The following is a 22,793-nucleotide window of genomic DNA, read 5'->3' on the forward strand; positions in this document are numbered from 1 at the left end:
GGGGTTTTATCCCGACGTCGGGGCGACGTCGCATCAATGCGCGAGGACACCCACGAGGCCGACAATGATTCGACCGACTGGCCGGTCCTCCGCGTCCGGACGCCACCGGGGGCGCGACCTCTATTGCCCGGCGGCCGCCGGCGCGTCTCTCATCTCTCTGGCCCGAAGGACAGCCCGCTGCCCCGCCGCCGCGTCGCCGCTGGCCGTCCACACCTGCGCCGCGCGCTCGTAGAACGCCGCGGCGCGGCCCGGCTCGCCGCGAGCGGCCGCCAGGTCGCCGAGCCCCTCGAGCGCCTGCGCCAGCAACGGGTGACCCAGGTCCAGCTCGTCGGCCATCGTCACCGCGCGCGCGAACGTCTGCTCGGCCTCCGCGGCTCGCCCGCGCCGCGCGTGCACCCGCCCGAGGCCCGTCAGCGGGTGCAACAAATACAGGTGCCGCGCCCCGTAGGCCGCCTCCATCCGCGCCAGCGCCTGCTCGTAATGGGCCTGCGCCCGCGCGAGCTCGCCGCTGCCCGCGTCGGCGTCGCCGAGCCCGGCCACCGCGTGCGCCACGAACGGGTGCGCGTCGCCGACGATCGCCCTGAACAGCTGCATCGCCAATTCGTAGTGACCGCGCGCCCGCACGAAGTCGCCGCGATCGTGGTACATGCCGCCCAGATTGTTGTGAGTGATTGCGAGCAGCGGATCGGGCAGACCCGGCCTGCGCTCGAGCCCGGCGATGGTGCGCTCGTAGTAGGCCCGCGCGGTGTCGGTGTCGCCCTGCAGGTCGTGCACCGCGCCGAGGTTGTTGCTGAGCAGCGCCGCCAGCCGCCCGTCGTCGCGGGCCCGCTCGACCAGCGCCTCCGCGAACACCTCCGCCGCGAGCGCCTCCGCCCGCCGCTCCAGCACCGCCCCGAGGACGAAGATCCGCCGCGCCGCCGCCTCCGCGGCCACCGCGTGCAGATCGTGGGAGATGCCGAGGCGGATCGCCCGCACCAGCGCCGCCTCGGCCGCCGCCGCATCCGCGGCGCCCACCTGCAGCCGCCCCTCGGTCAACGCCACCTCGGCGATCAAGGGCCCGTAGCCGACCTCGTCCGCCTCGGCCCGCACGCCGGCCACCACCGCCAAACCGGCCTCGAATTGCCCGGTCGCCTCGAGCACCGCGGCGCGCGCCGTTTGCTTGCGCAGCGCCTCGACGCGGGCCGCAGTGCGCGGATCGTCGGGCGGCGTGGTGCCGCCGATCAGCCCCTCCGCGTCGTTGCAGGCGCCGATGCTCGGCAACGCCGCGACCGCCTGCACCGCGTGCTCGACCACCTCGCGGTCGGCGGCCGCGAACACGTCGACCAGCGCCGCGAGGTGGGCCTTGCGCCGCCCGAGGCAGGCGCTGCGCAGATCGATCATCCGCCCGGTCTGGCTGCCCGTGGTGTGCGCCTCGCACACCTCGCGGCTCGCGTCGGTCCACGACTTCGCGTAATCGTCGAGCCGGCTCTTGACCCGCTCGAGCGCGTCGCCGGCGAAGTGCGCCTGGGTGGCCGCGAACGCGGTCGCCACCGCCTCGGCGCGATCGCGGTCCCACACGCCCGCGAGCTCGTGCTCGACCGCCTGGCAGCGCGGCGGCTCCTGGCCGCGGCTCGCCGCCGCGTAGCTGACCGCCGACGCCAAGCCGAGCAGTCCGACCACCGCCATCACCGCCAGCGGCCGGCGCCACGGGTCGTGCTCGAGCGCCGCGATCATGGCGGCCAGGCTCGGCCAGCGCTCCTCCGGCCGATAGGCCAGAGCGCGGGCGAGCACCTTGTAGAGCCGCCACGGCACCGGCGACCCCGGCGACGGCGGCGGCACCACGCCGGCGCGGATCTGCTTGCGGATGCCCTCCCACGAATCGGCACAGAACGGATGCTCGCCGTAGAGCGCCTCGTACAGCGTCAGGGCGAAGCTGTATTGATCGGACCACGGCCCGACCGGCTGGCCGAAGTGCTGCTCGGGCGACATGTAGAGCGGCGTACCGAGCGTGTTGCCGCGACGGGTCAGCCGCGCCGACCAGCGCAGCCCGCCCGAGCGCTCGCTGCTGAACTGTCCGCTGGGCAAGGTCGACTGCGACACCGGCTCCTCGGTCTCCTCGTCCTCGCCGAGGCGCTCGTCGATGCTGGTGCCGGCCTGCACCAGCCCGAAGTCGACCACCCGCGCGCGGCCCCCGGCGTCGACCAGCACATTGTCGGGCTTGAAGTCGCGGTGCACCAGCCCGGCCGCGTGCGCGGCCGCCAGCCCGCGCCCGGCGTCGCAGACCGTGCGCAGCACCATCGGCCACGGCCGCGCCTGCGCCCGCTGCCAGGTGCCGAGCGTCTCGCCCTCGATGTATTCCATCGCCATGTAGAGGCTGCGCTCGTGCGGCCCCACCTGGTAGACCTGGACCACGTGCGGGTGCGACAGGCGAGCCATCGCCTGGGCCTCGCGGATCATCCGCTCGCGCACCGACTCGTTGCCCAGCAGCGACGGCCGCACCAGCTTGAGCGCCACCTTGCGGTCGAGCGCGAGGTCGTAGCCGGCGTACACCACCCCCATCGCCCCCTCGCCCAGCTTGCGCAGGACGACGAAGGGCCCGATCGCCGTGGGTTGTGCTTGCGTGTCCGTCATCGCCGCGATTCAGGGCACCGTGATCCCCGACTGGATCAGCCCGCCCGAGGCGAACGGCTCGCCGCAGCCCGCCAGCTCGCACGCCGCAGTGGTGCCGACGAGCCGCGTGTGCGCGGCGTCGAGGCAGGTCGCCCCGTCCGGCCCCCACTCGGCCTCCACCGCGTACGTGACGTTCGCCGCCGGCTCCTCGACCCCGACCTCGTCGAGCACGTGGATCGTCACCCCGTCGACCGTGTGCGCCGTCCCGTCCCCGCAATAATCGGCGCGGACCATCCGCGTGCACGCCTGGTGGTGGTCCGCCAGCTCCCACGGGTGATAACCCCACTCCGCGCACTTGCCGATCGCGGCGTCGCGACAGGCCAGAGTCACGAGCCCACTCTCCGCCGGGATCCGGCCGCCCGTCGCCGGGTCCCACACCGCGTCGACCAGGATCACCTGCGTCGCGTTTCCCGACGAGTTGACGCACAGCGGCTCCCACGCCCCGACGTCGTCCTTGATCTGAAGATCGTACAGCCACAAGCCCGAGGTCTGCTGCGCGGCCCCGACGATCTTCACCTTGCGCTTCTTCGGCGCGCCCTCGACCAGCCCGAAGTGCAAGACGGCGCCGACCAGCTGGGTCCCGACGAGCGTCGTCCCGAGCGACGTCTGGACCCGCAGCTCGCTGCCCTCCAGCCATGCGTGCGTCACGGTCCAGCCCTGCTGCAGCTGAAACGCCTCGAGGTCGATGTAACTACCGCTCGCCGAGTCGCCGTTGAGACGAAACCCGTTCAGGCGGAACCCGTTCAGGCGAAAGCCGTTGAGCCGGAATCCGTTGAGTCGGAATCCGTTGCTCTCGAGCTCGCGGACGCTCACCTCGTCGGGCTCGTCCGCCCACGGGATGTCGTCCACATCACACGCCATCGTCGCCGCTACCAGCCCCAACGTGACCGCTCGTCGCACGCGCATCAATTCAGACCTCGCCGGTATCAAGATGGGCCCGAGCCACCGACTCGAATCATTCCGGCGGCTGGACAACGTCGCGATCGGGCACAGCCGCGAGCCCGCCAAAGCCGGGGTTTGGTGGCACCGGCGAGTGCGCCACCCTCGCAGTCCGACCTGGAGTCGCGTGTGGGTGATGCTCCTGCCGAACATCCCGCGTGAGCGACGTCGCCGCGGACTCGCGCGACCGCCGGGACGCTCGAACCCGAGCGGCGGCCCTGCGGTGAACCGACGACGTGTCCCCGAGGACATGTGATTGCGCGCCGCGACGATCGTGGACCGAGAGGCCGAGGTCCGAAAGCAGTCCGACGCGGCTCGTCGCGGCCGCCGTGAGGCCGCAGGCCGCGACGCGGCTGTCGTGGTGGCCCGGGAACGCCCGATTCACCGCCGAACCGCCGCCGCGAGGCGCCCGCAAAAAAGCCGACGCGCGGGTGTCAGGAATCGACGCGCCCGAGGAACACCCTTCTGAAGCCGGACGCTCGCGATTCCGGCATGAACGAGGCCCGCAAGGGCACAGCGGGCATTCGCACGCCGATCTCGCACGGCCATTCGGCCGCGCGCCGGGGCCTCGTTCGCCCGCAGCCGCCCGATCACCCGCGAACCATCACGAAGGTCCACATGTACAAGCACATTCGTAACTTCTTCGCCCTCTCCTTCCTCTGCACCGCCGCGTCGGCCCTGGCGCTGACCGCCTGCGACGCGCCCGACGACGGCGCCAGCCCCGAGTCGCAGCAGACCCTGCGCACGCCCGCGGAGCTCGGCCTCGGCGACGGGTGGGTCGAGCAAGAGGAGGGCCTGTGGAGCCGCACCGGCGCCGACGGCCAGGAGGAGTTCGTCGGCGTCGGCGAGCCGGGCAAGCTGCACGGCCTGGCCAGCCTGCACGCGGCCGAGGAGCACCTGGCGCTCGCAGCCGAGGCCGAGGGCACGGAGGAGGCGAAGGCGCGGCTGACGGAGATCCGCGCGCTCATCGTCGACATCGAGAACGCGGAGATCGTGGCCCCGAGCGCGGACGAGCCGTCGTTCCGCTGCGAGGCGCAGCTGACCCACTTCGCGCTGGCCAGCGGGGCCGCCTGCAACAGCGTCAAGGCCGACGCGTCGGTGATCTACAACAACGCCTGCAACAGCATCACCGAGACGATCTACACCTATACGTACGCGACCTGCGGCGTCGTCACCACGACCCACAGCTGCGGCCCCAAGACCGGCATCTCGGTCGGCTGCGGCTCGCACTCGTACCTGACCAGCGCCACCTCCGCCTGCGAGTCCTACGCCTACGCGGCCAGCAACTACTACTCGACCTGGCAGCTCAACAACGTCAAGGGCTACTGCGAGCCGCCGCCGACGCCGTCGTGCGGCCCCTGCCAGGCCGGCTTCGACTGCCACTGCGGCGAGTGGGACGGCTGCATCCCGAAGAATCAGCTGTGCGAGTAGGACGCGCCATTCGTCGGCGGCGCCCGACCGGCGCCCGCACGGCGAATGCTAGGACCGCAATCGTCGCAGCATCGATTCGGCGACCTGCAGCCGGACCTGCTCGGGGAAGCCCGACAGGCCCGGGCTGTCGTTGCACTCGAGCAGCACGTGGCTGCCGTCGGCCCGCTCGAGGAAGTCGAGGCCGAGGACGTCGGCCCGCAGGTGGTCGCGGGCGCGGCGGGTCCACGCGGCCAGCCGCGCCGGCGGGTCGATGAGCGCGTGCTTGCGGGTGTCGACGTTGGCCCGCCAGCCGCGGCCCTCGCGGACCATCGCCCAGATGTCGTCGCCGACGATCAGGCAGCGGATGTCGCGGACGTGCGGGACGTAGGGCTCGGCGGCGATCGCGTCGTCGACCGCGAACAACAGACCCGCGAGCTCGGGCCAGCGCGCGTCGTCGTCGACGAGGGTCTTGCCGAGGCCGGCGTGGTGATTGCCGGCCTTGACGACGAACGGCGCAGGCATGGCGATCTTGGCGACGATGCCGTCGCCGACCGCGGCGTTGGGCAGCACGATCGGCAGGCCCGCGGCCTTCATCTCGGCGGCGCAGCCGAGGCGGTCGAAGCAGCGGCCGATGCAGTCGCCGGAATTGACGGCCGGGACGTCGGCGAGGCGCATCAGCTCGACGACGCTGCGATAGCGCGGGATCATCCGGATCGCTCCGACCCGCCACAGGATCGCGTCGGGGCACACGACCCCGTCGGCGTCGTAGACCCGCAGCGCCCCGTCGCGCAGCAGCCACGAGGTGCTCTGCAGGGTGCGCCGCTCGACCGCGACGTCGCCGACCCGGGCGAACCACTCGCCCCAGTCGCGCTCGCCGTTGACGACCAAAATCGTCGGCTTCACAGCGCCCACAGCCGCAGGCCGATGATGCCGTGGAACATCAAGTAGAGGGTCATGCCGAAGCTGGCGAGCGCCGCGGCGCTCGGGACCAGGCGCAGCCCCAGCGGCACCGTGCGGGCCACCCCGGCGCGCACGACCTCGGCGACCGCCGCGGCCGAGCAGCCGGCGAACAGCACGGTACCCGCGCACAGGCCGACGCTGAGCACGTTGGCCGTCCCGTACGCCTCGGCCCGGGCCACGTGCACGAGCAGCAGCGGCAGCAGGACCCCCGTGAGCCCCGCGGCGGCCGGCCAGGCGTGCAGGGCGAATTCACCGCTGGCGATCGCACGGCCCCGCACGCGGCGAAAGAGGGCCAGGAGCGCCCAGCCGAGCGCCCACGCCGGGGCCAGCTGGAGCAGGAAGATCGCCGCCTGCAGCGCGAGCAGGCGGGTCCGCGCGTACGCGTACGAGGCCTCCTCGAAGTAGGCCAGGCCGCCGACGAGGATCCGCCGGCCGTCGTCGCCGCGGGCGAAACGGATGCTGGTGCCGCTCTCGCGCCAGTGACGGAAGCCGCCGTCGCCGGTCGGGACCAGCTGCGCGCGGCCCCCGGTGAGCATCTCGACGTCGATCCCCGCGGGGTCGGGGCGGACGGAGATCCCCAGGAGCGCCCGCTCGATGAACCCGAACCATTGCACGCGCGGGTTGGCGTGCGCGTAAAAGCCGGTGAGCCCGCCGATCTCCGCGGGGTCGGGATCGACGGCCGGCGGCGGCAGGGCGGTGCGCCCGCCCGTGAGGTACGCGAACAGCAGCGCGCGGATCTCGAGGTACGCCTGCAGCGAATGCGTGCTGTTCAGCAGCATGACGTAGCCCACCCCGAGCTCGGGGAAATAGCGGTAGCACGACAAAAAGCCCGGCAGGCCGCCGTCGTGGCCGCGGCCGCGCGCGGGGTGGAGCACATCGCCGTAATTGCCGAGGCCGTAATTGTTGTCGGCGAGGCGATACTGCAGCGTCTCGGTCCGCTCGATGCGCGCGATGGATTCGCGGCCGACGATCGCCGGGCCGCCGGTGTCGCCGCGGCGCAGCCAGAAGTGGACCAGCTGGCCGAGCTCGCGCGGCGAGGCCAGCAGGGCGCCGGCGGGGGCGTGGTAGATCGGGCGAAAATCGGCCGGGCGACCGGGCTCGTGATAGCCGGTGGCCAGGCGATCCGCGTATTCGCGGGTGCGACGAAAGCGGGCCGTCGGCATGCCGAGCGGCCGCAATACCTCGCGCTCGAGGAAGGTCTCGTACGATTCGCCGGTGGCGAGCTCGATGGCGTGGCCGGCGATCGTGTAGCCGGGGTTCGAGTACGACCCGCGGCTGCCGGGCCGCCAGCGAGCGACGCGCGAGCGCGGGTTGATCGCCAGCGCGTCGCGCGGCACCACGCCGTCCTCCGGGCTGAAGTACTCGTTGTAGCGCATCTCGTCGAAGCCCGCGGTGTGCTCGAGCGCGTGCGCGAGGGTGATCGGCGAGGTCGCGTCCCAATCGTTCGTCAGCGCGACGTCCGGGGTGAGCTCGCGCAGCGGTCGGTCGAGGTCGAGGCGGCCCTGCTCGACCAGACGCATGACGCCGAGCGCGACGAAGCTCTTGGTGATCGAGGCGACGCGGAACTGAGTGTCGGGGCCGACGGGCGCCCCGGTGCTGCGGTCGGCGACGCCGACGCCGCCGGCCCAGCGCACGCCTTCGCGGTCGACGAGGGCCAGGCCGACGCCGGGGACGCCCTCTCGCGCGAGCACGGCGGCGACGCGGGCCTGCAGCTGCTCGAGCGTCGGCGGCGCCTCGACCTCGATCGGCGGCGCGGCGGTCGTCGCCTGCATCAGCGCCGTCTCGTCGAGCACCTCGCCAGCGGGCTCGACCGGGCCGCCCATCGCGGCGCCGAGGACGATGAGGACGAGCAGGAGGACGGCGAGCGAGCGCCGCCTCACCTGCCGCGCGCGGAGGTCCGCCGTCAGGAGCGAAGCATGGTTCACGGCGGCAGTGTAACAGGGCTCGCGCAGGTCGATGCACGGCCGAGACGACGTCGACGTCCGGCCTCGCCTCGCAGGTGAACGCTGGTCCACGCGCCACAGCGAGCGCAGCAGCCGGCGCGCCGACGCGCTCGGGGACCCTTGTCGCGCCTGCAGCCGGCGGCGACACTGTCGAGGCTTTGCTCGCGCCGTCGCGGATCGGCCGCTTCGTCGTCCTGCGGGAGCTCGGCGCAGGCGCGATGGGGGTCGTCTACGCCGCGTACGACGCCAAGCTCGACCGCCAGGTGGCGATCAAGGTCCTCAGCGACAAGTACCCCGGCGAGCACGAGCTCGGCACCTCCCGCCTCGAGCGCGAGGCCCAGGCGCTCGCCCGCCTGTCGCACCCGAACGTGGTCCAGGTCTACGAGGTCGGCCCGGTCGAGGGCGGGATCTTCATCGCCATGGAATTGGTCCACGGCCGCACCCTGCGCGAGTGGCTGCGCGACGCGCCGCGCGACTGGCGAGCCGTGCTGGCGGTGTTCCTGCAAGTCGGCGCGGGCCTGCAGGCGGCGCACGCCAGCGGCGTGGTCCACCGCGACATCAAGCCCGACAACATCGTCGTCGGCGAGGACGGCCGCGCCCGCGTCCTCGACTTCAGCCTGGCCGCGCCGATCGACCGCCAGGCCGAGCTCGACGCCCTCGGCGACATGCGCGTGAGCAGCCTGCTCCTCACCCAGGACGGCGGCTTCGTCGGCACGCCCGCGTACATGTCGCCCGAGCAATTCCTCGGCACGCCGACCGACGCGCGCAGCGATCAGTTCAGCTATTGCGTGACCCTGTGGGAGGCGCTCTACGGCGAGCGACCGTTCCCCGGCGCCACGGTCGAGCAGATCCGCGGGGCCTTGCTGCGCGGTCGGCCGGCCGCGCCGGCGCACGATCGCGTGCCCGCGGCGATCCGCCGCGCCGCCTTGCGAGGCTTGCAGATCGATCCGGGCGCGCGTCACCCCGACTTCACCGCGCTGCTGTCCGCCCTCTCGCGCGACCCCTACCGCAATCACAAGCTCGTCGCCGGGCTGACCGCGCTGCTCGTGGCCGTCGCCGCCGGCACTGCCCTGGTCCAGCCGCCGCCGATCGACTGCCGCGCGGCCGCGGCGGGGGTCGGCGAGGTCTATGGCCCCGTGAGGCGCGACGCCCTGCTGGCGAGCTTCGCCCGCAGTCCGCTGCCCTACGCGCGCGCGTCGGCGGCCGCGCTGGCCGGCGAGCTCGACGACTACGCGGCCCGCTGGGCCCGCACCGCCGAGCAGGCCTGCGTCGCCACCCACATCCGCCACGAGGCCTCGAGCGAGCTGCTCGACCGCCGCGGCGCCTGCCTGCGCGATCGCCTGCGCGAGCTCGAGGCGCTGCTCGCAGTGCTGGCCGACCCGACCGCGGCCGAGCGGGCCCTGCCGGCCGTGCGCGAGCTGCCCCGGCCCGACCGCTGCATGCAGCCGCGCGCCGACGAGGCCCGCGCTCCGAGCCGCGAGGCCGCGCCGCTGCAGGCCAAGCTGGCCGCGGTGAGCGCCCAGCTGGCCGCCGGCGACGACGCCCGCGCGCTGGCGATCGCACAATCGGTCATGTCCGATGGAACAGGTCTCTTGGACCCTGTCCTGAAGGACGAAGCCCACTACTGGCGCGGCCGCGCGGCGCTCGCCGGCCTGCAGCTCGACCTGGCGGCGGACGACCTCCACCCGGCCTTCCACGGCGCGATCCGCCGCGGCGACGACGAGCTGGGCTTCCGCGCCGCGATCGCCCTGGCCGAGGTGGCGTCGCGGCGGGCCCGCTTCGCCGTCGCCGAGGAGTGGCTCGACCACGCCGAGGACGCGCTGCAGCGCGGCCAGCTCGGCGAGGTCCCGCAGGCCCAGCTCGAGCTGCGGCGCGGCGAAGCGCTGAGCGACGCCGGTCGCCCGGCCGAGGCGCTGGTGGCCCTCGAACGGGCGCTGGCGACGCTGCAGCGGGCCCTGGGCCCCGACGCGTTCGAGCTGGCGCGCGTCCACTTGCTCCGCGGGATCGCCCTCCGCGACCTCGGCCGCGTCGACGAGGCGATGCAGGCGTTCGAGCGCGACGAGGAGATCTTGCGCGCGGCGTTCGGCGAGTCGCACCCGAGCGTGGTGGTGCCGCTCAACAACCGCGGCGCGGCCCTGCTCGACCTGGGGCGCGCCCAGGAGGCGCTGGCGCTGTTCCAGCGCGGGCTCTCGATCCGCCTGCGCGCGTTCGGCCGCGACCACCCGCGCACCGCGTTCTCGCTGTCGCAGATCGGCGAGGCGTTCGCCGACCTGCAGCGCCACGCGGAGGCCGAGTCGGCCCTGCGCGAGGCGCTGGCGATCCGCGTGCGGATCCTCGGACCCGACCACCCGGACGTGGCCGAGACCCTGACGGGCCTCGGCAACCTCGCGGTCGAACAGCATCACCACGACGCGGCCCGCCGCCTGTTCCGTGAGGCGCTGCGGATCCGCCAGGCCGCCTACGGCGACGACCACGACATCGTCGCCAGCGCCCACCGCAACCTCGCCGACGCGGCCCGCGAGGCCGGCGACCTCGAGACCGCGGAGCGCGAGCTGAGCCGCGCCGAGGCGATCTGGAACGCTCACCTGCCCGCGGGCCACCCTAAGTTCGAGACGCTGCAGGTCGATCGCGGCCGCCTGGCGGAGGCCCGCGCGCAGCTCGAGATCGCCGCGAGTCACTACGCGCGCGCGCTCGAGTTGAGCGAGCAGCGCCTCGGCCCCGAGGACCCCAAGCTGGCGGCGATCCTGCGCGCGCTCGGCCACGTGCAGCTGGCCCGCGGCGAGCGAGCCGCCGCAGTGACCGCGCTGGGCCGGGCCGCGACGCTGCCTCCCCCTCCGCGACCGCTGGCCCCCGCGCGCGTCGCCGCCGCCCACTTCGACATGGCCCGCGCGCTGTGGCCCGAGAGCCAAATCCGCGCCCGCGGCGAAGCAGCGGTGGCCGCCGAGGCGCTGCGTGGCTCACCCGCCGACGCCGAGCTGCTGCGCGCGATCGAGACCTGGCGCGCGACCCATTGAAGAAGACCCTCAGGACATGACCTGAAGGGCATGTCAAAAAGCCCGCCGATCGCACGACGAGTCGATCGGTGCGAGCGAGGCGCCGCGCGATTCGACCGCCGGTGCCGAGCTGCTGCGCTCGATCGAGGCCAGGCCGGCACCGCACCGAATGTCCTCCAAGAACATGCCCGATAGCCCATGCCATCAAACCGCTCCCCGCGCGCGGCTGGCCGCCGAGGCGCTGCGCGACTCGCCCGATCGGGGCCGGGTCGGTCGCGCGGGGACTGTCTCTCGGAACATGCCTTCCATGGCATGTCCCGAGAGACATTCTTTTTTTTAGAAATTCACCCGTTCGCCAGGTGGAGCGCGAGCGGGTCGAGGCCGCTAGGATAGGCCATGTCGGCGAGCCGCTCCCCGCGCGCGCGACTCGCCCGATCGGGGCCGGGTCGGTCGCGCGGGGACTGTCTCCCGGAACATGCCTTCCATGGCATGTCCCGAGAGACATTCTTTCTTTTTTAAAAAATTCACCCGTTCGCCAGGTGGAGCGCGAGCGGGTCGAGGCCGCTAGGATAGGCCATGTCGGCGAGCCGCTCCCCGCGCGCGCGACTCGCCCGATCGGGGCCGGGTCGGTCGCGCGGGGACTATCTCCCGGAACATGCCTTCCATGGCCTGTCCCGAGGGACATGTTTTCTAAAAATTCACCCGTTCGCCAGGTGGAGCGCGAGCTGATCGAGGCTGCTGGAGTAGCCGCCGTCCAGCGACTTGTGGCCGGCGAGGAAGGTCGCGCGCTGGGCGGGGGTCGCGTTGTGCGGGACGCCGCGCAAGTTTACGGTCGTCTTGCCGCCCTGCTCGGTGAGCGTCAGCGTGTGCAGGATCTCGAGGGGCCAGTCGTCGTCGAAGGGCGGGCGCACGATGTTGCCCTCGGCGTCGGCGAACGAATTGAGGAACACCAGGCGGGCCGGCGGATCGATCTCCACGTAGGTGAACTTGCCCCACATCTCGTGGCCGTCGGCCGCCCGCATGCAATAGTGGTAGTGACCGCCGGGGCGCAGGTCGAGCCGCTTGGACCGCATCTCGAAGCCTCTCGGGCCCCACCACTGCGCCAGCCGCTCGGCCTCGGTGAGGGCGCGATAGACGAGCTCACGCGGGGCGTCGAACTGCCGCGTGATGACGAACTCGACCGCCATGTCGTCCAGCAGCTCGCGCAGGCGATCGAAGGTCGAGGTGGCGCCGGCGCCGGCGTGCTCGACCGCCTGGTCGCGCGCCGCGGCGGAGGCGAACCGCATGCGCATGACGACCTCGGTCTGCTCGCCGCGGGCGTGGAAGTCGACTGTGACGTGGAAGCCGCGCGGGTCGTCGTCGCTGTCGCCGTCGTGGTCGTAGACGAGGCGCTCGGGCGCGACGACCTCGCGGTAGCGGATCCGGTTGGCGTAATCGACGCCGTCGGGCCCGTGCATGACGTAGCGCCACACGCCGCCGGGGCGCACGTCCATCTCGCGGATGGTGGTGGTGAAGCCGCGCGGGCCCCACCAGCGCACGACGTGGTGCGGCTCGGTCCAGGTCTTGAACACCAGCTCGCGCGGGGCGGCGAACAGACGGTTGATCACCAGCTCGCGATCGCTGGCAGGCTCGGGGGGTCGTGGCAAATCCGCGGACATACGTTCTCCTTGTCGTCGTTGCGATCCGTGCGGCGTGTGGACAATATTCGGGGGGCCGGGCCGAAGGGCCCGGTATGTACATTCGTCGATGCGAGCGGCGTCAGTGCTTGCGCCGCGGCTTCTTCTCGTCGGCCTGCAGCTCGCGCAGGTAGTCGTCGAGGCGGTCGAAGCTCTCGTCCCAGAACCGGCGGTAGTGCTCGGTGAACTCGGCCACGGCCCGCAGCGGCGCGGCCTCGAGCCGACACGGCCGCTGCTGGGCGTTGCGCCCGCGGCTGATGAGGCCGGCCCGCTGCAGCACCCGCAGGTGCTTCGAGATGGCCGGCAAGCTCATGGCGAACGGAGCGGCCAGCTCCGACACGGAGGCCTCCCCGTGCGCGAGGCGGGCGAGGATCGCCCGGCGCGTCGGGTCGGCGAGGGCGGCGAAGGTGGCGTCGAGGTCGCTGGCTCGCATCGCTTTGTGAACCGTCCGGTTAAGAAACTTGTCGGTTAACTACTGGCCGTATCGGCGGCTGTCAAGCGCTCTACGGGAGGGTCGGGCGAATTTTCGCGAACCGTTCGAGTCCGCCGACGGAGCGCCGTCGGGGGCCGGGACGCCTCGCGGGCGAGCTTGACGCGGCGCGTCGCGAGCTGCGACCTTCGGCCCGGGCGGATCCCATGCACCCGAAGGAGCTCGCGCGGCGGATCGAGGCCGCTCCTCGTGACCGCGACGGCTTCGCCCGCGTCGAGCAGGTGGTGCTCGACTCGCGCTCGGTCTGGCCGCTCCGCGACAATCACCGCCTGAGGTTCGAGCGGGTGGACTTCGCGGCGCCGCTGCTCGGCTCGTTCTGGACCCGGCCGGTGTTCCGCAGCTGCGTGTTCGTCGACTGCGACCTCGACGGCATCAACGCCGCGCGCTCGAGCTTCGTCGATTGCACCTTCGAGCGGACCTCGTGCAGCCGGCGGCTGTTCAACGCCTTCTCGCGCTGCACGTTTCGCGACTGCGCGTTCGTCGATTGCACCCTCGCCAGCGCGGAGCTCTCGGAGTGCTCGCTCCACGGCGCGACGTTCACTCGCTGCGAGATCGTCCGCACCAATTTTCAGCGGTGCACCCTCGTCGACTCGAGCTTCACCGGCGCGCTGCGGACCGTGAATTTCACCGGCTGCACCGCCGCCCGCGTCGACCTGCGCGGCTGCACGATCGCCGATTCGGCCCTGCTCGACGGGCCCGACCTCGACCTCCGCCTGCCCGACACCGCGAGCAACTTCGTCGCCTACCCCCGCGCGTTCCTGGCCACGGTCGACGCGTTGGCGCCGGTCCTGTCGCGCGCCGGCCTCGAAGAGCTGCGCTCCGTGGCGGCCTTCGTGGCCGGCTCGAAGTACGGGGAGATCGTCGACGAGAGCCTGCTCGCGCGCATCCCCGCGGGCGAGCGCGCGGTGGTGCTGGAGCGGCTGTTCGCGCTGCGGAACCTCCGCGCCTGAGTGCGATCGGCAGGGGGCCGGGGCCCATGAATGGGATCGCTGCTTCGCCCGCAATTTTTCCGCGGCCTCCGGTTACTCCGTCGCCGAGGAACGCAGCCATGGCTCATCACCGCTCTCTCTGCTCCGCTCTCCTGTTCTCGTCGGCCCTCCTCGCCTGTGGCATCGAGAGCCCGCTCTTCGTCACCGACACGTGGGCCACGGACACCGACACCTCGACGACCACGGCCGGCACCACCTCGGAGGAGCCGACCACCGGCCCGACGACGGGGGAGCCGGGCCCCTCGGCCTGCGGTGACGGCGTGCTCGAATGGCACCAGGACGGCCCCCTGGGCACCAGGGCGCTCGGCGTCGCGGTCGACGGGGCGGGGCGCATCGTCGTCCTCGCCGACGTGGACGACCAGCCGACCGTCATCGTGACCGATCCCGAGGGCACCGAGGTGTGGCGCACCGCTCTCTCCGGCGAGCTGGTCACCCCCGCCGACCTCGTCGTCGACGAGACCGGGCGGATCTTCATCGGCGGCCGCGAGACCCCCGGCGGCGCGATGGTCCGCGCCCTCTCGCCCGACGGCGAGGAGCTGTGGAGCTTCAGCGAGGAGGGGATGGCCCCGACGTACGCCGCCAGCATCGGCGGCCTGGGGCTCGGCAAGGGCTCGCTGTTCTCGGCCGGCGTCGCCGGCGTCGACACCCTGGTGGTCCGCCGCCACGACCTCGCGACGGGCGAGGCAGTGTGGAAGACCGAGCACGTCGGGACGATCACCCAGATCGACTCGCCCGAGGTCGCCGTGGCCGGCGACAAGGTCCTCGCGGTCGGGCGCGCGGCCCTCGGTCCCGAGGCCACCGCCCGTCCGTTCGTCCTCCAGCTCGACGGCGACGGGGCGGTCGAGTCGTTCACCGTCGAGGACGCGATCGCAGGTTTCTGGCTCGACGTCGAGCCGATCGGCGCCGCCGGCGAGTGGATCCTCGCCGGCGAGCATTTGACGGAGGGCGAGGGGGCAGAGGCCGCCGCGCTCAGGCGCAACGGGATCGACGGGGCGGAGGCCTGGAGCACCCTGTTCGCCGACAGTTCGCGCATCGAGGCCGTCTACGACGTCAAGGTCGACGCCGCCGAGCGGATCCTCCTCGTCGGCACGACCTCCACCGACTACCTCGACAAGACGATCCCGTCGGTCCGCTGCATGGCGGGCGACGGCAGCGGCCTGTTGCAGGTCCCGTTCGAATTCAGCGACGAGGAGTACCAGAACGAGAGCGCCAACGGCGGCGCGTTCGGGCCCGGCTTCATGGTCGTCGTCGGCGACACGCAGGTGGACGGCTACTACGAGATGTGGCTGCGCAAGTACTCGCTCGAGTGAGGCGGCGCCGATTCACGTGCCGGGGACCGTGACCCATGGAACGTGTCTTTCATGACATGTCCCATGGGTCAGCGCGGGGCCGGGAGCGCGGCGTGCAGCTCGAGGTAGCGGCGCAGCAGGCCGACGCGGGCGTCGCAGCCGGCGGGGTCGTCGTCGCACAGGTTCTGCGTCTCGCGGGGGTCGGCGTGCAGGTCGTAGACCTCGAGGGTCCGCTTGCGGCGGTTGTCGAGGATCTTGAGGCCGTCGGGCAGGAGCAGGGCGAACACGTCCCAGGTGGTGCTGAGCACGGGGCGGCCGCACACCGGCGGCTCGCCGCGGAGCGCGGGCACCAGCGAGCGGCCGACGAACCAGCCCGGGGCCTCGACGCCGAACAGGTCGAGGAAGGTGGGTGAGAGGTCGAGCAGCGGGAGGTCGCACGGGCTCGCGCGCGCGGGCACGGCGGGGCTCACCGCGATGAGGGGGACGCGGCACTGCTCCTCGTAGGGCGGGCCGCCGTGGTGCTGCACCCCGTGCAGGCCGAACGCCTGGCCGTGGTCGGCGCTGACGACGACGAGCGTGCGCGACCACAGGCCGGCCTCGCCGAGCCAGGCGTCGAGGCGGGCGAGCTCGCGGTCGATGTTGGCCAGCTCGGACACGTGGCGCGCGTAGACGCGGCCCCTGCGGTCGCCCGAGTCGAACGGGTGGTGGGCGTCCATGAAGTGGGTGAAGAGGAACAGCGGGCCGTCGCCGTGCTGCTGCAGGCGGGTGAGGATCGCGTCCATCACCGCGGGCGCGTAGGCCAGGCGGTCGCCGGGGCGGATCGGCACCTCGATCTCCTCGGAGAAGCCGCGGCCGATCTTGTTGACGTGATTGACGAGCTCGAACTGACTGATGACGTGGACGGTGGTGACGCCGCGCGCGGTCAGCAGATCGGCGACGCGCGGCCGCTCCTCCTTCACGAGCGAGCCCTGGGTCGCGCTGTCGCGGGCCCACCGCAGCTGCGGCACCTCGAGGCCGGTGAACAGGCTGGCGAGGGTGAAGCGGGTGACGGTCGAGGGGCTGATCGCGCGCGGGACGTAGAAGCCGGCGTCGCGCCAGCGGTGCAGCGTCGGCAGCAGCTCGCGGTTGGCCGGGTTCTGCAGCACCTCGCTGCGCATCGAGTCGAGGGTGAAGAACAGGACGATCGCGTCGGGCGGCAGGAGCGGCGGCTCGGTGGCGGCGACCGGCGGAGCGTCGGCGCTCCAGGCGAACCACGGGGCGAGCTCGTCGGGGATCGGGATGTGGCCGTATTGCGAATTGTCGACCTCGGCCCGCCACGGGGGGACGTGGGCGGCGAGGAGCGCCGAATCGAGGCGCGTCAGTTCGACGCGCACCGCGTTGCCCGGGTCGACGGCGATCGTCGTGACGGAGAGGATCGCGAGGACAGCGACTGCGACGCGGCGCGACGCGGCCTGCAGTCGCCACGGCGTGGGCGCGCCGGCGAGGGCGGCCGCGGCGAGGGTGGCCGCGGCCCAGGCGAGGAATGCGTGCACCCCCGGGTAGTCGAGCGGCAAGATCCGGGTGTTGACAATGGCCGCGATCACGGCGGTCGTCACCGCCAGCCAGCGAATGCGCGGTCGGGCCATTCGCCGGCCGACGAGGTACGCCAGCGCGACGGCCTGGGCCAGCGCGACGGCCAGGAGGACGCTGACGATCGCGGCGCGCTCGCTACCGACGAGGCGCAGGGCGAAGTTGTCGAGGTCGGCCGCGAGGAACGCCACGGCCAGGACGATCGCGACGAGGCCAAGCGCCAGCGGTGCGAGCCGGCGCGGCGGCGCGAACCGCTGCCACGCCGACACCGCGAGGGCGCAGACGAGGCCGAGGAACAGCAGCTGGCCGGCGTCGAACAGGTGGGTCAAGGCGCGCACGCGCAGGCCCGCGTTGGGCAGGCCGCGCGCGGCGATGCAGCCGGCGTTGACGAGCGCGAGGCCGGCCCAGGCGAGGACGATCGCCGCGGCGGGGCTCAGAGGTCGCGCGACGGCCACGAGGCGGGCGACTATACACGCGGCCGCTCGCGCCGGTAGCTAGCGAGCAGCGTACGGGCCTGCTGGTGAGCCGCGAACGGGAGGCCGCGAGAACCCATCCGCGATCTTGCGCATGCATCGCGGCGCCGACATCGACCTGCGTGCGAGCCGGGACTCGTCGGGTTCACCGTACGATGCGAGTCGAGCAGCGAGTGGTTCCACGATGCATGCCCAGGATCGCCGCTCCTGCGCGGGTTCCCGCCGGCATCGCGGCGCCGCGTTCGCCTCGACTGCGAGCCGGGACTCCTCGTCGCGGGCGAGGGCCTCGCGTTCAGGCGCGTCCGGGCCCCGGATCTCGGCGGAGCCGACTGTTTTCTTCCCAAGAAGCCTCCCGAGGACGGGGGCCGGGGCGCTCTGGCCCTGAGTTCCGCAGGACGAGGCAATTGCCGCCGCGAAGCACGCCAGCCATCACGAAGTCCGAGGACCTGTCTGAAGGGACAGGGCGCCCCGGACACCGGCCCCGCGAGAATCGCCGCCGATCCATCCGGGGCCCGGGCGCGCCGTGCGACGCTCGTCGCGGTGCGAAGCTCGTCGAGCGGCAACGCCGCGCTCACAGGCTCCGAACTGTGCGCCGCGAGGACGCGATCGACTCGCCCGACGAGCGCCGCCATGCAGCGCTCGCGAGCCCATCAGTCCGCGAGGGCGCGGACGTTGAACAGGGCGATGTACATCGGCCCCAGGGGGTCGGGGTAGAGCACGTCGGCGCCGGCGCGTTCGGCCAGCTTCTCGGCGACGGCCAGGCCGTCCTTGAGAGTGCCGGGTTGGTCGACCGGGTCGTCGCCCTCGAGCTGGCCGAGCACCTGGTCGGGGATGTAGCGATCGAACACGTGGGCGCGGCGGAGCACCCCGCCGGGCATGGCGACGAGGACGATCTTGTACTCCGCGGAGATGACGATCTTGCGCTCCGCGTCGAGCAGCGAGAAGCGCGAGCCCTGGTAGTCCATGTCCATGCCGGAGACGCCGAGGCGCTGGCACAGGGTGACGAACGCGTCGGTGTCGATCTGGCCGGTGGCGGCCAGCGGACCGGCGGGCTCGGGCGGCGGCAGGTCCTCGTCGTCCTCGTCGTTCTCGCCGTCGCCGAGCTCGCCGTGCTCGAGGGCCAAGAGGCGCCAGTAGTTGTCGCCCTCGACCCGCTCGACCACCAGGGGCCACGTCTCGTCGTCGATCACCGTCAGCTCGACGCCGTCGCCGCTCGCGACCAGCGCCGCGAACTCCTGCGGCTCGCCGTCGACCTCGACCTCGACGAAGATCCGCTCCTTCAGCGTCAGCGGCTCCGGATCGCTGCCCGGCGACCCCCACTCCGGACGCAGCCGCGTCGCCCCGGCCCGCAGCTCCATCAGCAGCGCCCGGCCGAGCAAGAACGGCGGCAGGTCGGCGTCGAGCCGCTCGCACTCGTCGTCGCGGGTCGGCTGCTCGAGCGCGGCCGACAGCCACCCGCCCTGCGACAGCAGGGCGATCGTGCGGCTCTCGGCCAGGCTCTCGTTCGAGAACGCGACCACGGCCTCCGGCTCGCCGTCCTCGAAGGCGCTCGACAGGACGAGCTGATCGTCGGTCTCGAGGATCTGGAATTCGTAATTGTCGGCGGCGTCGAAGTCGGCCATCTCGTAGCGGAGCACCGCGCCCGGAGTGAGCAGGGACATGGGGGGACCTTCCTGTCGGGAAGCGGGAGGCATAGCCGACGCCCGTCGCGCGTCGCAAGCGCGCGCTCCGCACAGCCGCGCCGGGCGGGCCCGCCGCGGGCGTGGTGAGATGTCCGAAGAGACAGGTCGTGGCCGGAGGCTCGAGCCGGCGGTGAGCGCGTCGGTGGGTCGGACCGCTCGAGGCGCCGGGCGCAAGGATCGCAAGGTCGCGGCCCCGCGACTCGTCGGCCGGTCGCTGCCTGCGAGCGCGAGGGATCGCAAGACCGGCGGCGTCGCTGCCTGCGACGCCGCGAGAGAGCGCCCGGCCGGTCGCTGCCGGCGAGCGCGAGGGATCGCAAGACCGGCTGCGTCGCTGCCTGCGACGCCGCGAGAGAGCGCCTGCGCCTCGCGCCCTGGGACTCGTGGCGAGAGATCGCAAGGGCTGCGTCGCGACCTGCATGCGCGCAGGATCACAGGGTCGCCGCGGCGTCGCGATTGCGACGCGAGCGCCGGGCCGCGTGTGAGTCAGACCTCGGCGACGGGGCGACGGCGACGTCTTCGCCGTTCGTCGCGGCGCTGGAGGGCGATGCGAGCGCGACGGGGTTCGAGCGCTAAGCTCGCCCGCCGTGACGACGACTGCGATCGACTGGCGCTGGGACGACCTCGCCGAGGCGCTGGCGGCGGGGCTGCGGGCCGCGGCGGCGGACGTCGAGCTCGAGCAGGCGGTCAGGGGCCTCGACGCGCGCAGCGAGCTCGAGCTGCACCCGGTGCTGCGGGACGGCCTGCTGAGGGCCGGCTACGGGGTCGCGGCCGAGGTCCGGTTCCCGCGCGACCGGGTGTTGCGGCGGCGTTCGGAAGGTGTCCGTTGCGACATGGTCGTCACGCCAGGTGGTCGGCCGCTGGCCGACTCTGCGGACCAGATCGGGCTGTTCGCGCCGGGGGACGCGGTCGCGCTGGGGGACGCCGCCTGGCTCGAGGTCAAGGTCGTGGCCCAGCACAACGAGCGCGGGCCCAACCGCGCCTACGCCAGCGCGCTGCAGCGACCTGTCTGGAGGGACATCGACAAGCTGGCCGCCGACCCGCACATCCTGCACGGCGCCGCGGTGCTGGTGCTGTTCACGGCGGGCGCCGAGGTGGCGGAGCACGACCTCGGCGTGTGGTCGTCGGCGGCCAGCGTGCGCGGGCTGCGGCTCATGCCCCGTGAACAGCGGTCCCTGGCGATCGGCGACCGTCTGGGCAACCGACTGTGTACGGTCGCCGTGTTCCCGCTGGAGCGCGGACCCGCGTGACCGGCGTCGCCGGCGTGTGCGCAAGCGAACGCGGGCGGCGCAAACGCTCGTCGCAGGGGCGCGGGGGCCGTACCCGTGCGGACCGGCGCCGACGGCGGCGAGATGGGGGCGGCGCCGCGGCGGATTTTGCCGTAAGCTGAACGGACCTGGCGAACCGTTCGCCGCCAACCTCCGAGACGCATTTGAACATTTATCGACCTTCGATCCGCCGCCACGCGTGCAACCTTCACCGAGGAGACCAGACGTGAGCAACTACTACTCTTCCGGGAAGCGGTCCCGCGAGGCCAATCAAGCCAAGAAGAAGCAAGAGAAAGCCCAGGCCCGCGAGGCTCGCCGCGAGCGCGGGCCGCGAGAGATCCCCGTCGCCACCGCCGAGGACCTCACGGGCAACCTCCCCTCGATCGAGGACGCGATGCGGGCGATCGAGAACCCCGGCCAGGAACGCTCGGCGGCGACCATCCCCGTGCGCCTGTTCGTCGGCAGCCTGAGCAGCAGCACCACCGCCAGCGACCTCCGCAACGCCTTCAGCGCCTTCGGCCCGGTCGCCGACGCGGTCGTCATGACCGAGCGCGAGACCGGTGCCTCGCGCGGGTTCGGCTTCGTCACCATGGCCAATCGCAAGGACGCCCCGCGGGTCATCGAGGGGCTCAACGGCGCCGACCTCAAGGGCTCGTCGATCGTCGTCAACGTCGCCACCGAGCGCCGTTGAGCCCGGCGCGGCCGTCCGCGCCGCGTCGTTGCTTCCGCCGCCGAGGCGTGGTACCCGTCCGCGCGTCCTTCGCCCCGCGGCGTGAGAACGCCTGCGGGCGGCTCGATCCGACCTGCAGTTGGGGCCGCCTCCGGCCCCGAGCTGCAGGCAAGCCGCCCCGCCGTCGGCCCGGCCCGCATTCGCGGCCGCGACCGGCTGCGCCGCGCAGGCGAAGACATGGCCCTCGCGGGCCGCTCGAGAACTTTTCCGTGCAAGACAACCTTCCTGTCGTTTCTCCTGCCCAGGCGTCGGACTTCGCCGCGCTGGGCCTGTCCGAGACCCTGCTCCGCGCGCTGCGCCAGGAGGGTCACACCACGCCGACGCCGATCCAGGCGGCGGCCATCCCCCCTGCCCTCCTCGGCCGCGACCTGTTCGGCTGCGCCCAGACGGGCACCGGCAAGACGGCCGCGTTCGTGCTGCCGATCGTCCACCAGATGCTGCAGCGCCCGGCCGCGCGCGAGGCGGGGGTCCGCGCGCTGATCCTGACGCCGACGCGCGAGCTGGCGGCCCAGATCGGCGAGCGGATCGGCGTGTACGCGCGCTTCACCGGGCTGCGCCACGCGGTCATCTACGGCGGCGTCGGCATGCAGAACCAGGTCCAGGCGCTGCGCGCCGGCCTCGACCTGCTGGTCGCCACACCCGGTCGCCTGGTCGACCTCATGGCCCAGGGCCTGGTCCGCCTGCAGCGGGTCGAGTTCTTCGTCCTCGACGAGGCCGACCGCATGCTCGACGAGGGCTTCCTGCCGTCGATCCGCCGCGTCGTCGGCGTGCTGCCGAAGCAGCGCCAGACCCTGCTGTTCTCCGCGACCATGCCGCCGGAGATCGCCCCACTGGCCGCCCAGGTGCTGCGCGACCCGCTGCACATCGAGGCCACGCCGGTCGCGTCCGCGCCCGAGGCGATCGAGCAGTCGGTCTACTTCGTCGCCCAGGAGCACAAGCGCGACCTGCTGCGCCACGTCCTCGGCGACGGCGCCGTCACGCGGGCGATCGTCTTCACCCGCACCAAGCACGGCGCCGACCGGGTGGCTCGCCAGCTCGCGCAGGGCCAGATCCACGCCGAGGCGATCCACGGCGACAAGGCCCAGAGCACCCGCCTGCGCGCCCTGTCCCGCTTCCGCGACGGCCAGGTCCGCGTCCTCGTCGCCACCGACCTCGCCGCCCGCGGCATCGACGTCAGCGGGATCTCCCACGTCATCAACTACGACCTGCCGATGGACCCCGAGGCCTACGTCCACCGGATCGGCCGCACCGCCCGCGCCGGCTCGCAGGGCGTCGCCCTGTCGTTCTGCAGCGGCGAGGAGCAGGTCCGCCTCAAGGGCATCGAGCGTCTGATCCGTCGCCGCGTCCCGATCGTGCACAACCACCCGTTCGCGGGCACCGTCGACGACAGCCAGCCCGCCCGCGCCCAGCCGCAACAGGCGCGCCCGCAGCAGCCGCGCCAGCAACAGCAGCGCGCGCAGCAGCCCCGGCAGCAACGGCCGCAGCAGCAGCCGCGCCAGCAGCAGCGCCCCGCCGGCGCCCCCGCCCGCGGGGCCCAGGGCAACCGGCGAGCGACGGTCCGCTAGCGCCGGAGTGATGTCCTCGAGAGCATGCCCTCGAGGACATTGCTCATGAGGCATGCTCGAAAGAGCATGTCCACAAGGACATGCAAAGGATCGACCCTCGTCCCGGGAGCCGCGGCTCGCCTGCGCAGGGCCAGACCCGCTCTTTCAAAGAACCTGTCGTTCTGGACATGG

Annotated in this window: 15 protein-coding genes; 7 read left to right on the forward strand and 8 right to left on the reverse strand. The window is 72.8% G+C overall.

The annotated features are described in order from the left end of the window. Window positions 1-120: 120 nt before the first annotated feature. Complete coding sequence (locus O0S08_RS45885; RefSeq protein WP_269035856.1) at window positions 121-2,610, reverse strand: serine/threonine-protein kinase; 2,490 nt, start codon at window positions 2,608-2,610, stop codon at window positions 121-123. A 9-nt stretch (window positions 2,611-2,619) separates the two neighbouring features. Continuing rightward, window positions 2,620-3,498 (reverse strand): ADYC domain-containing protein, encoded by an 879-nt coding sequence (locus O0S08_RS45890; protein WP_269035857.1) that lies wholly within the window; start codon window positions 3,496-3,498, stop codon window positions 2,620-2,622. A gap of 708 nt (window positions 3,499-4,206) precedes the next feature. Here O0S08_RS45890 and O0S08_RS45895 point away from each other — a divergent pair. Next, window positions 4,207-5,019 (forward strand): hypothetical protein, encoded by an 813-nt coding sequence (locus tag O0S08_RS45895; RefSeq protein WP_269035858.1) that lies wholly within the window; start codon window positions 4,207-4,209, stop codon window positions 5,017-5,019. Between the two features lie 48 nt (window positions 5,020-5,067). On the opposite strand, the gene O0S08_RS45900 is transcribed toward O0S08_RS45895, so the two are convergent. Together O0S08_RS45900 and O0S08_RS45905 are read right to left on the reverse strand one after the other, a co-directional pair. Beyond that, entirely contained in the window at window positions 5,068-5,901 is an 834-nt protein-coding gene (locus O0S08_RS45900; protein WP_269035859.1) for an ATP-grasp domain-containing protein, read from the reverse strand. Next, on the reverse strand, window positions 5,898-7,883 hold the full coding sequence (locus tag O0S08_RS45905; protein WP_269035860.1) for a serine hydrolase domain-containing protein: 1,986 nt from the start codon (window positions 7,881-7,883) through the stop codon (window positions 5,898-5,900). The genes O0S08_RS45900 and O0S08_RS45905 overlap by 4 nt, the downstream gene beginning before the upstream one ends. Before the next feature lie 176 nt (window positions 7,884-8,059). On the opposite strand from O0S08_RS45905, the gene O0S08_RS45910 reads away from it, so the two are divergent. Beyond that, on the forward strand, window positions 8,060-10,915 hold the full coding sequence (locus O0S08_RS45910) for a serine/threonine-protein kinase (RefSeq protein ID WP_269035861.1): 2,856 nt from the start codon (window positions 8,060-8,062) through the stop codon (window positions 10,913-10,915). Window positions 10,916-11,592: 677 nt separating this feature from the next. On the opposite strand, the gene O0S08_RS45915 is transcribed toward O0S08_RS45910, so the two are convergent. Then, window positions 11,593-12,552: an SRPBCC family protein gene (locus O0S08_RS45915; RefSeq protein ID WP_269035862.1), complete on the reverse strand. Its 960-nt coding sequence runs from the start codon at window positions 12,550-12,552 to the stop codon at window positions 11,593-11,595. Window positions 12,553-12,652: 100 nt separating this feature from the next. Further along, window positions 12,653-13,003, reverse strand: coding sequence for an ArsR/SmtB family transcription factor (locus tag O0S08_RS45920; RefSeq protein ID WP_269035863.1), 351 nt, complete (start codon window positions 13,001-13,003; stop codon window positions 12,653-12,655). Window positions 13,004-13,206: 203 nt separating this feature from the next. On the opposite strand from O0S08_RS45920, the gene O0S08_RS45925 reads away from it, so the two are divergent. Together O0S08_RS45925 and O0S08_RS45930 are read left to right on the forward strand one after the other, a co-directional pair. After that, complete coding sequence (locus tag O0S08_RS45925; protein WP_269035864.1) at window positions 13,207-14,010, forward strand: pentapeptide repeat-containing protein; 804 nt, start codon at window positions 13,207-13,209, stop codon at window positions 14,008-14,010. 98 nt (window positions 14,011-14,108) lie between these two features. Next, window positions 14,109-15,359 carry a PQQ-binding-like beta-propeller repeat protein gene (locus tag O0S08_RS45930; protein ID WP_269035865.1) on the forward strand — a complete coding sequence of 417 codons (1,251 nt, stop codon included), beginning with the start codon at window positions 14,109-14,111 and terminating at the stop codon, window positions 15,357-15,359. Window positions 15,360-15,427: 68 nt separating this feature from the next. Here the strand turns inward: O0S08_RS45930 and O0S08_RS45935 are convergent, their stop codons facing one another. Together O0S08_RS45935 and O0S08_RS45940 are read right to left on the reverse strand one after the other, a co-directional pair. Beyond that, window positions 15,428-17,362: a sulfatase-like hydrolase/transferase gene (locus O0S08_RS45935; RefSeq protein WP_269035866.1), complete on the reverse strand. Its 1,935-nt coding sequence runs from the start codon at window positions 17,360-17,362 to the stop codon at window positions 15,428-15,430. A 668-nt stretch (window positions 17,363-18,030) separates the two neighbouring features. Continuing rightward, window positions 18,031-19,041 carry a hypothetical protein gene (locus O0S08_RS45940; RefSeq protein WP_269035867.1) on the reverse strand — a complete coding sequence of 337 codons (1,011 nt, stop codon included), beginning with the start codon at window positions 19,039-19,041 and terminating at the stop codon, window positions 18,031-18,033. 605 nt (window positions 19,042-19,646) lie between these two features. Here O0S08_RS45940 and O0S08_RS45945 point away from each other — a divergent pair. From O0S08_RS45945 to O0S08_RS45955, 3 genes are all read left to right on the forward strand, one after another. Next, entirely contained in the window at window positions 19,647-20,309 is a 663-nt protein-coding gene (locus O0S08_RS45945; RefSeq protein ID WP_269035868.1) for a hypothetical protein, read from the forward strand. Between the two features lie 244 nt (window positions 20,310-20,553). Then, window positions 20,554-21,018 (forward strand): RNA recognition motif domain-containing protein, encoded by a 465-nt coding sequence (locus tag O0S08_RS45950; protein WP_269035870.1) that lies wholly within the window; start codon window positions 20,554-20,556, stop codon window positions 21,016-21,018. Between the two features lie 248 nt (window positions 21,019-21,266). After that, on the forward strand, window positions 21,267-22,622 hold the full coding sequence (locus tag O0S08_RS45955; protein WP_269035871.1) for a DEAD/DEAH box helicase: 1,356 nt from the start codon (window positions 21,267-21,269) through the stop codon (window positions 22,620-22,622). The last annotated feature ends 171 nt before the right edge of the window (window positions 22,623-22,793 follow it).

This window comes from Nannocystis punicea, assembly GCF_026965555.1.
In the GTDB taxonomy this organism is placed as follows: domain Bacteria; phylum Myxococcota_A; class Polyangia; order Nannocystales; family Nannocystaceae; genus Nannocystis; species Nannocystis punicea.

Bases quoted from the DNA above. Each gene is read 5' to 3' on its own strand.
- O0S08_RS45885 (WP_269035856.1), bottom strand. From the start codon at position 2,610: ATGACGGACACGCAAGCACAACCCACGGCGATCGGGCCCTTCGTCGTC.
- O0S08_RS45895 (WP_269035858.1), top strand. From the start codon at position 4,207: ATGTACAAGCACATTCGTAACTTCTTCGCCCTCTCCTTCCTCTGCACC.
- O0S08_RS45915 (WP_269035862.1), bottom strand. From the start codon at position 12,552: ATGTCCGCGGATTTGCCACGACCCCCCGAGCCTGCCAGCGATCGCGAG.
- O0S08_RS45920 (WP_269035863.1), bottom strand. From the start codon at position 13,003: ATGCGAGCCAGCGACCTCGACGCCACCTTCGCCGCCCTCGCCGACCCG.
- O0S08_RS45925 (WP_269035864.1), top strand. From the start codon at position 13,207: ATGCACCCGAAGGAGCTCGCGCGGCGGATCGAGGCCGCTCCTCGTGAC.
- O0S08_RS45930 (WP_269035865.1), top strand. From the start codon at position 14,109: ATGGCTCATCACCGCTCTCTCTGCTCCGCTCTCCTGTTCTCGTCGGCC.
- O0S08_RS45940 (WP_269035867.1), bottom strand. From the start codon at position 19,041: ATGTCCCTGCTCACTCCGGGCGCGGTGCTCCGCTACGAGATGGCCGAC.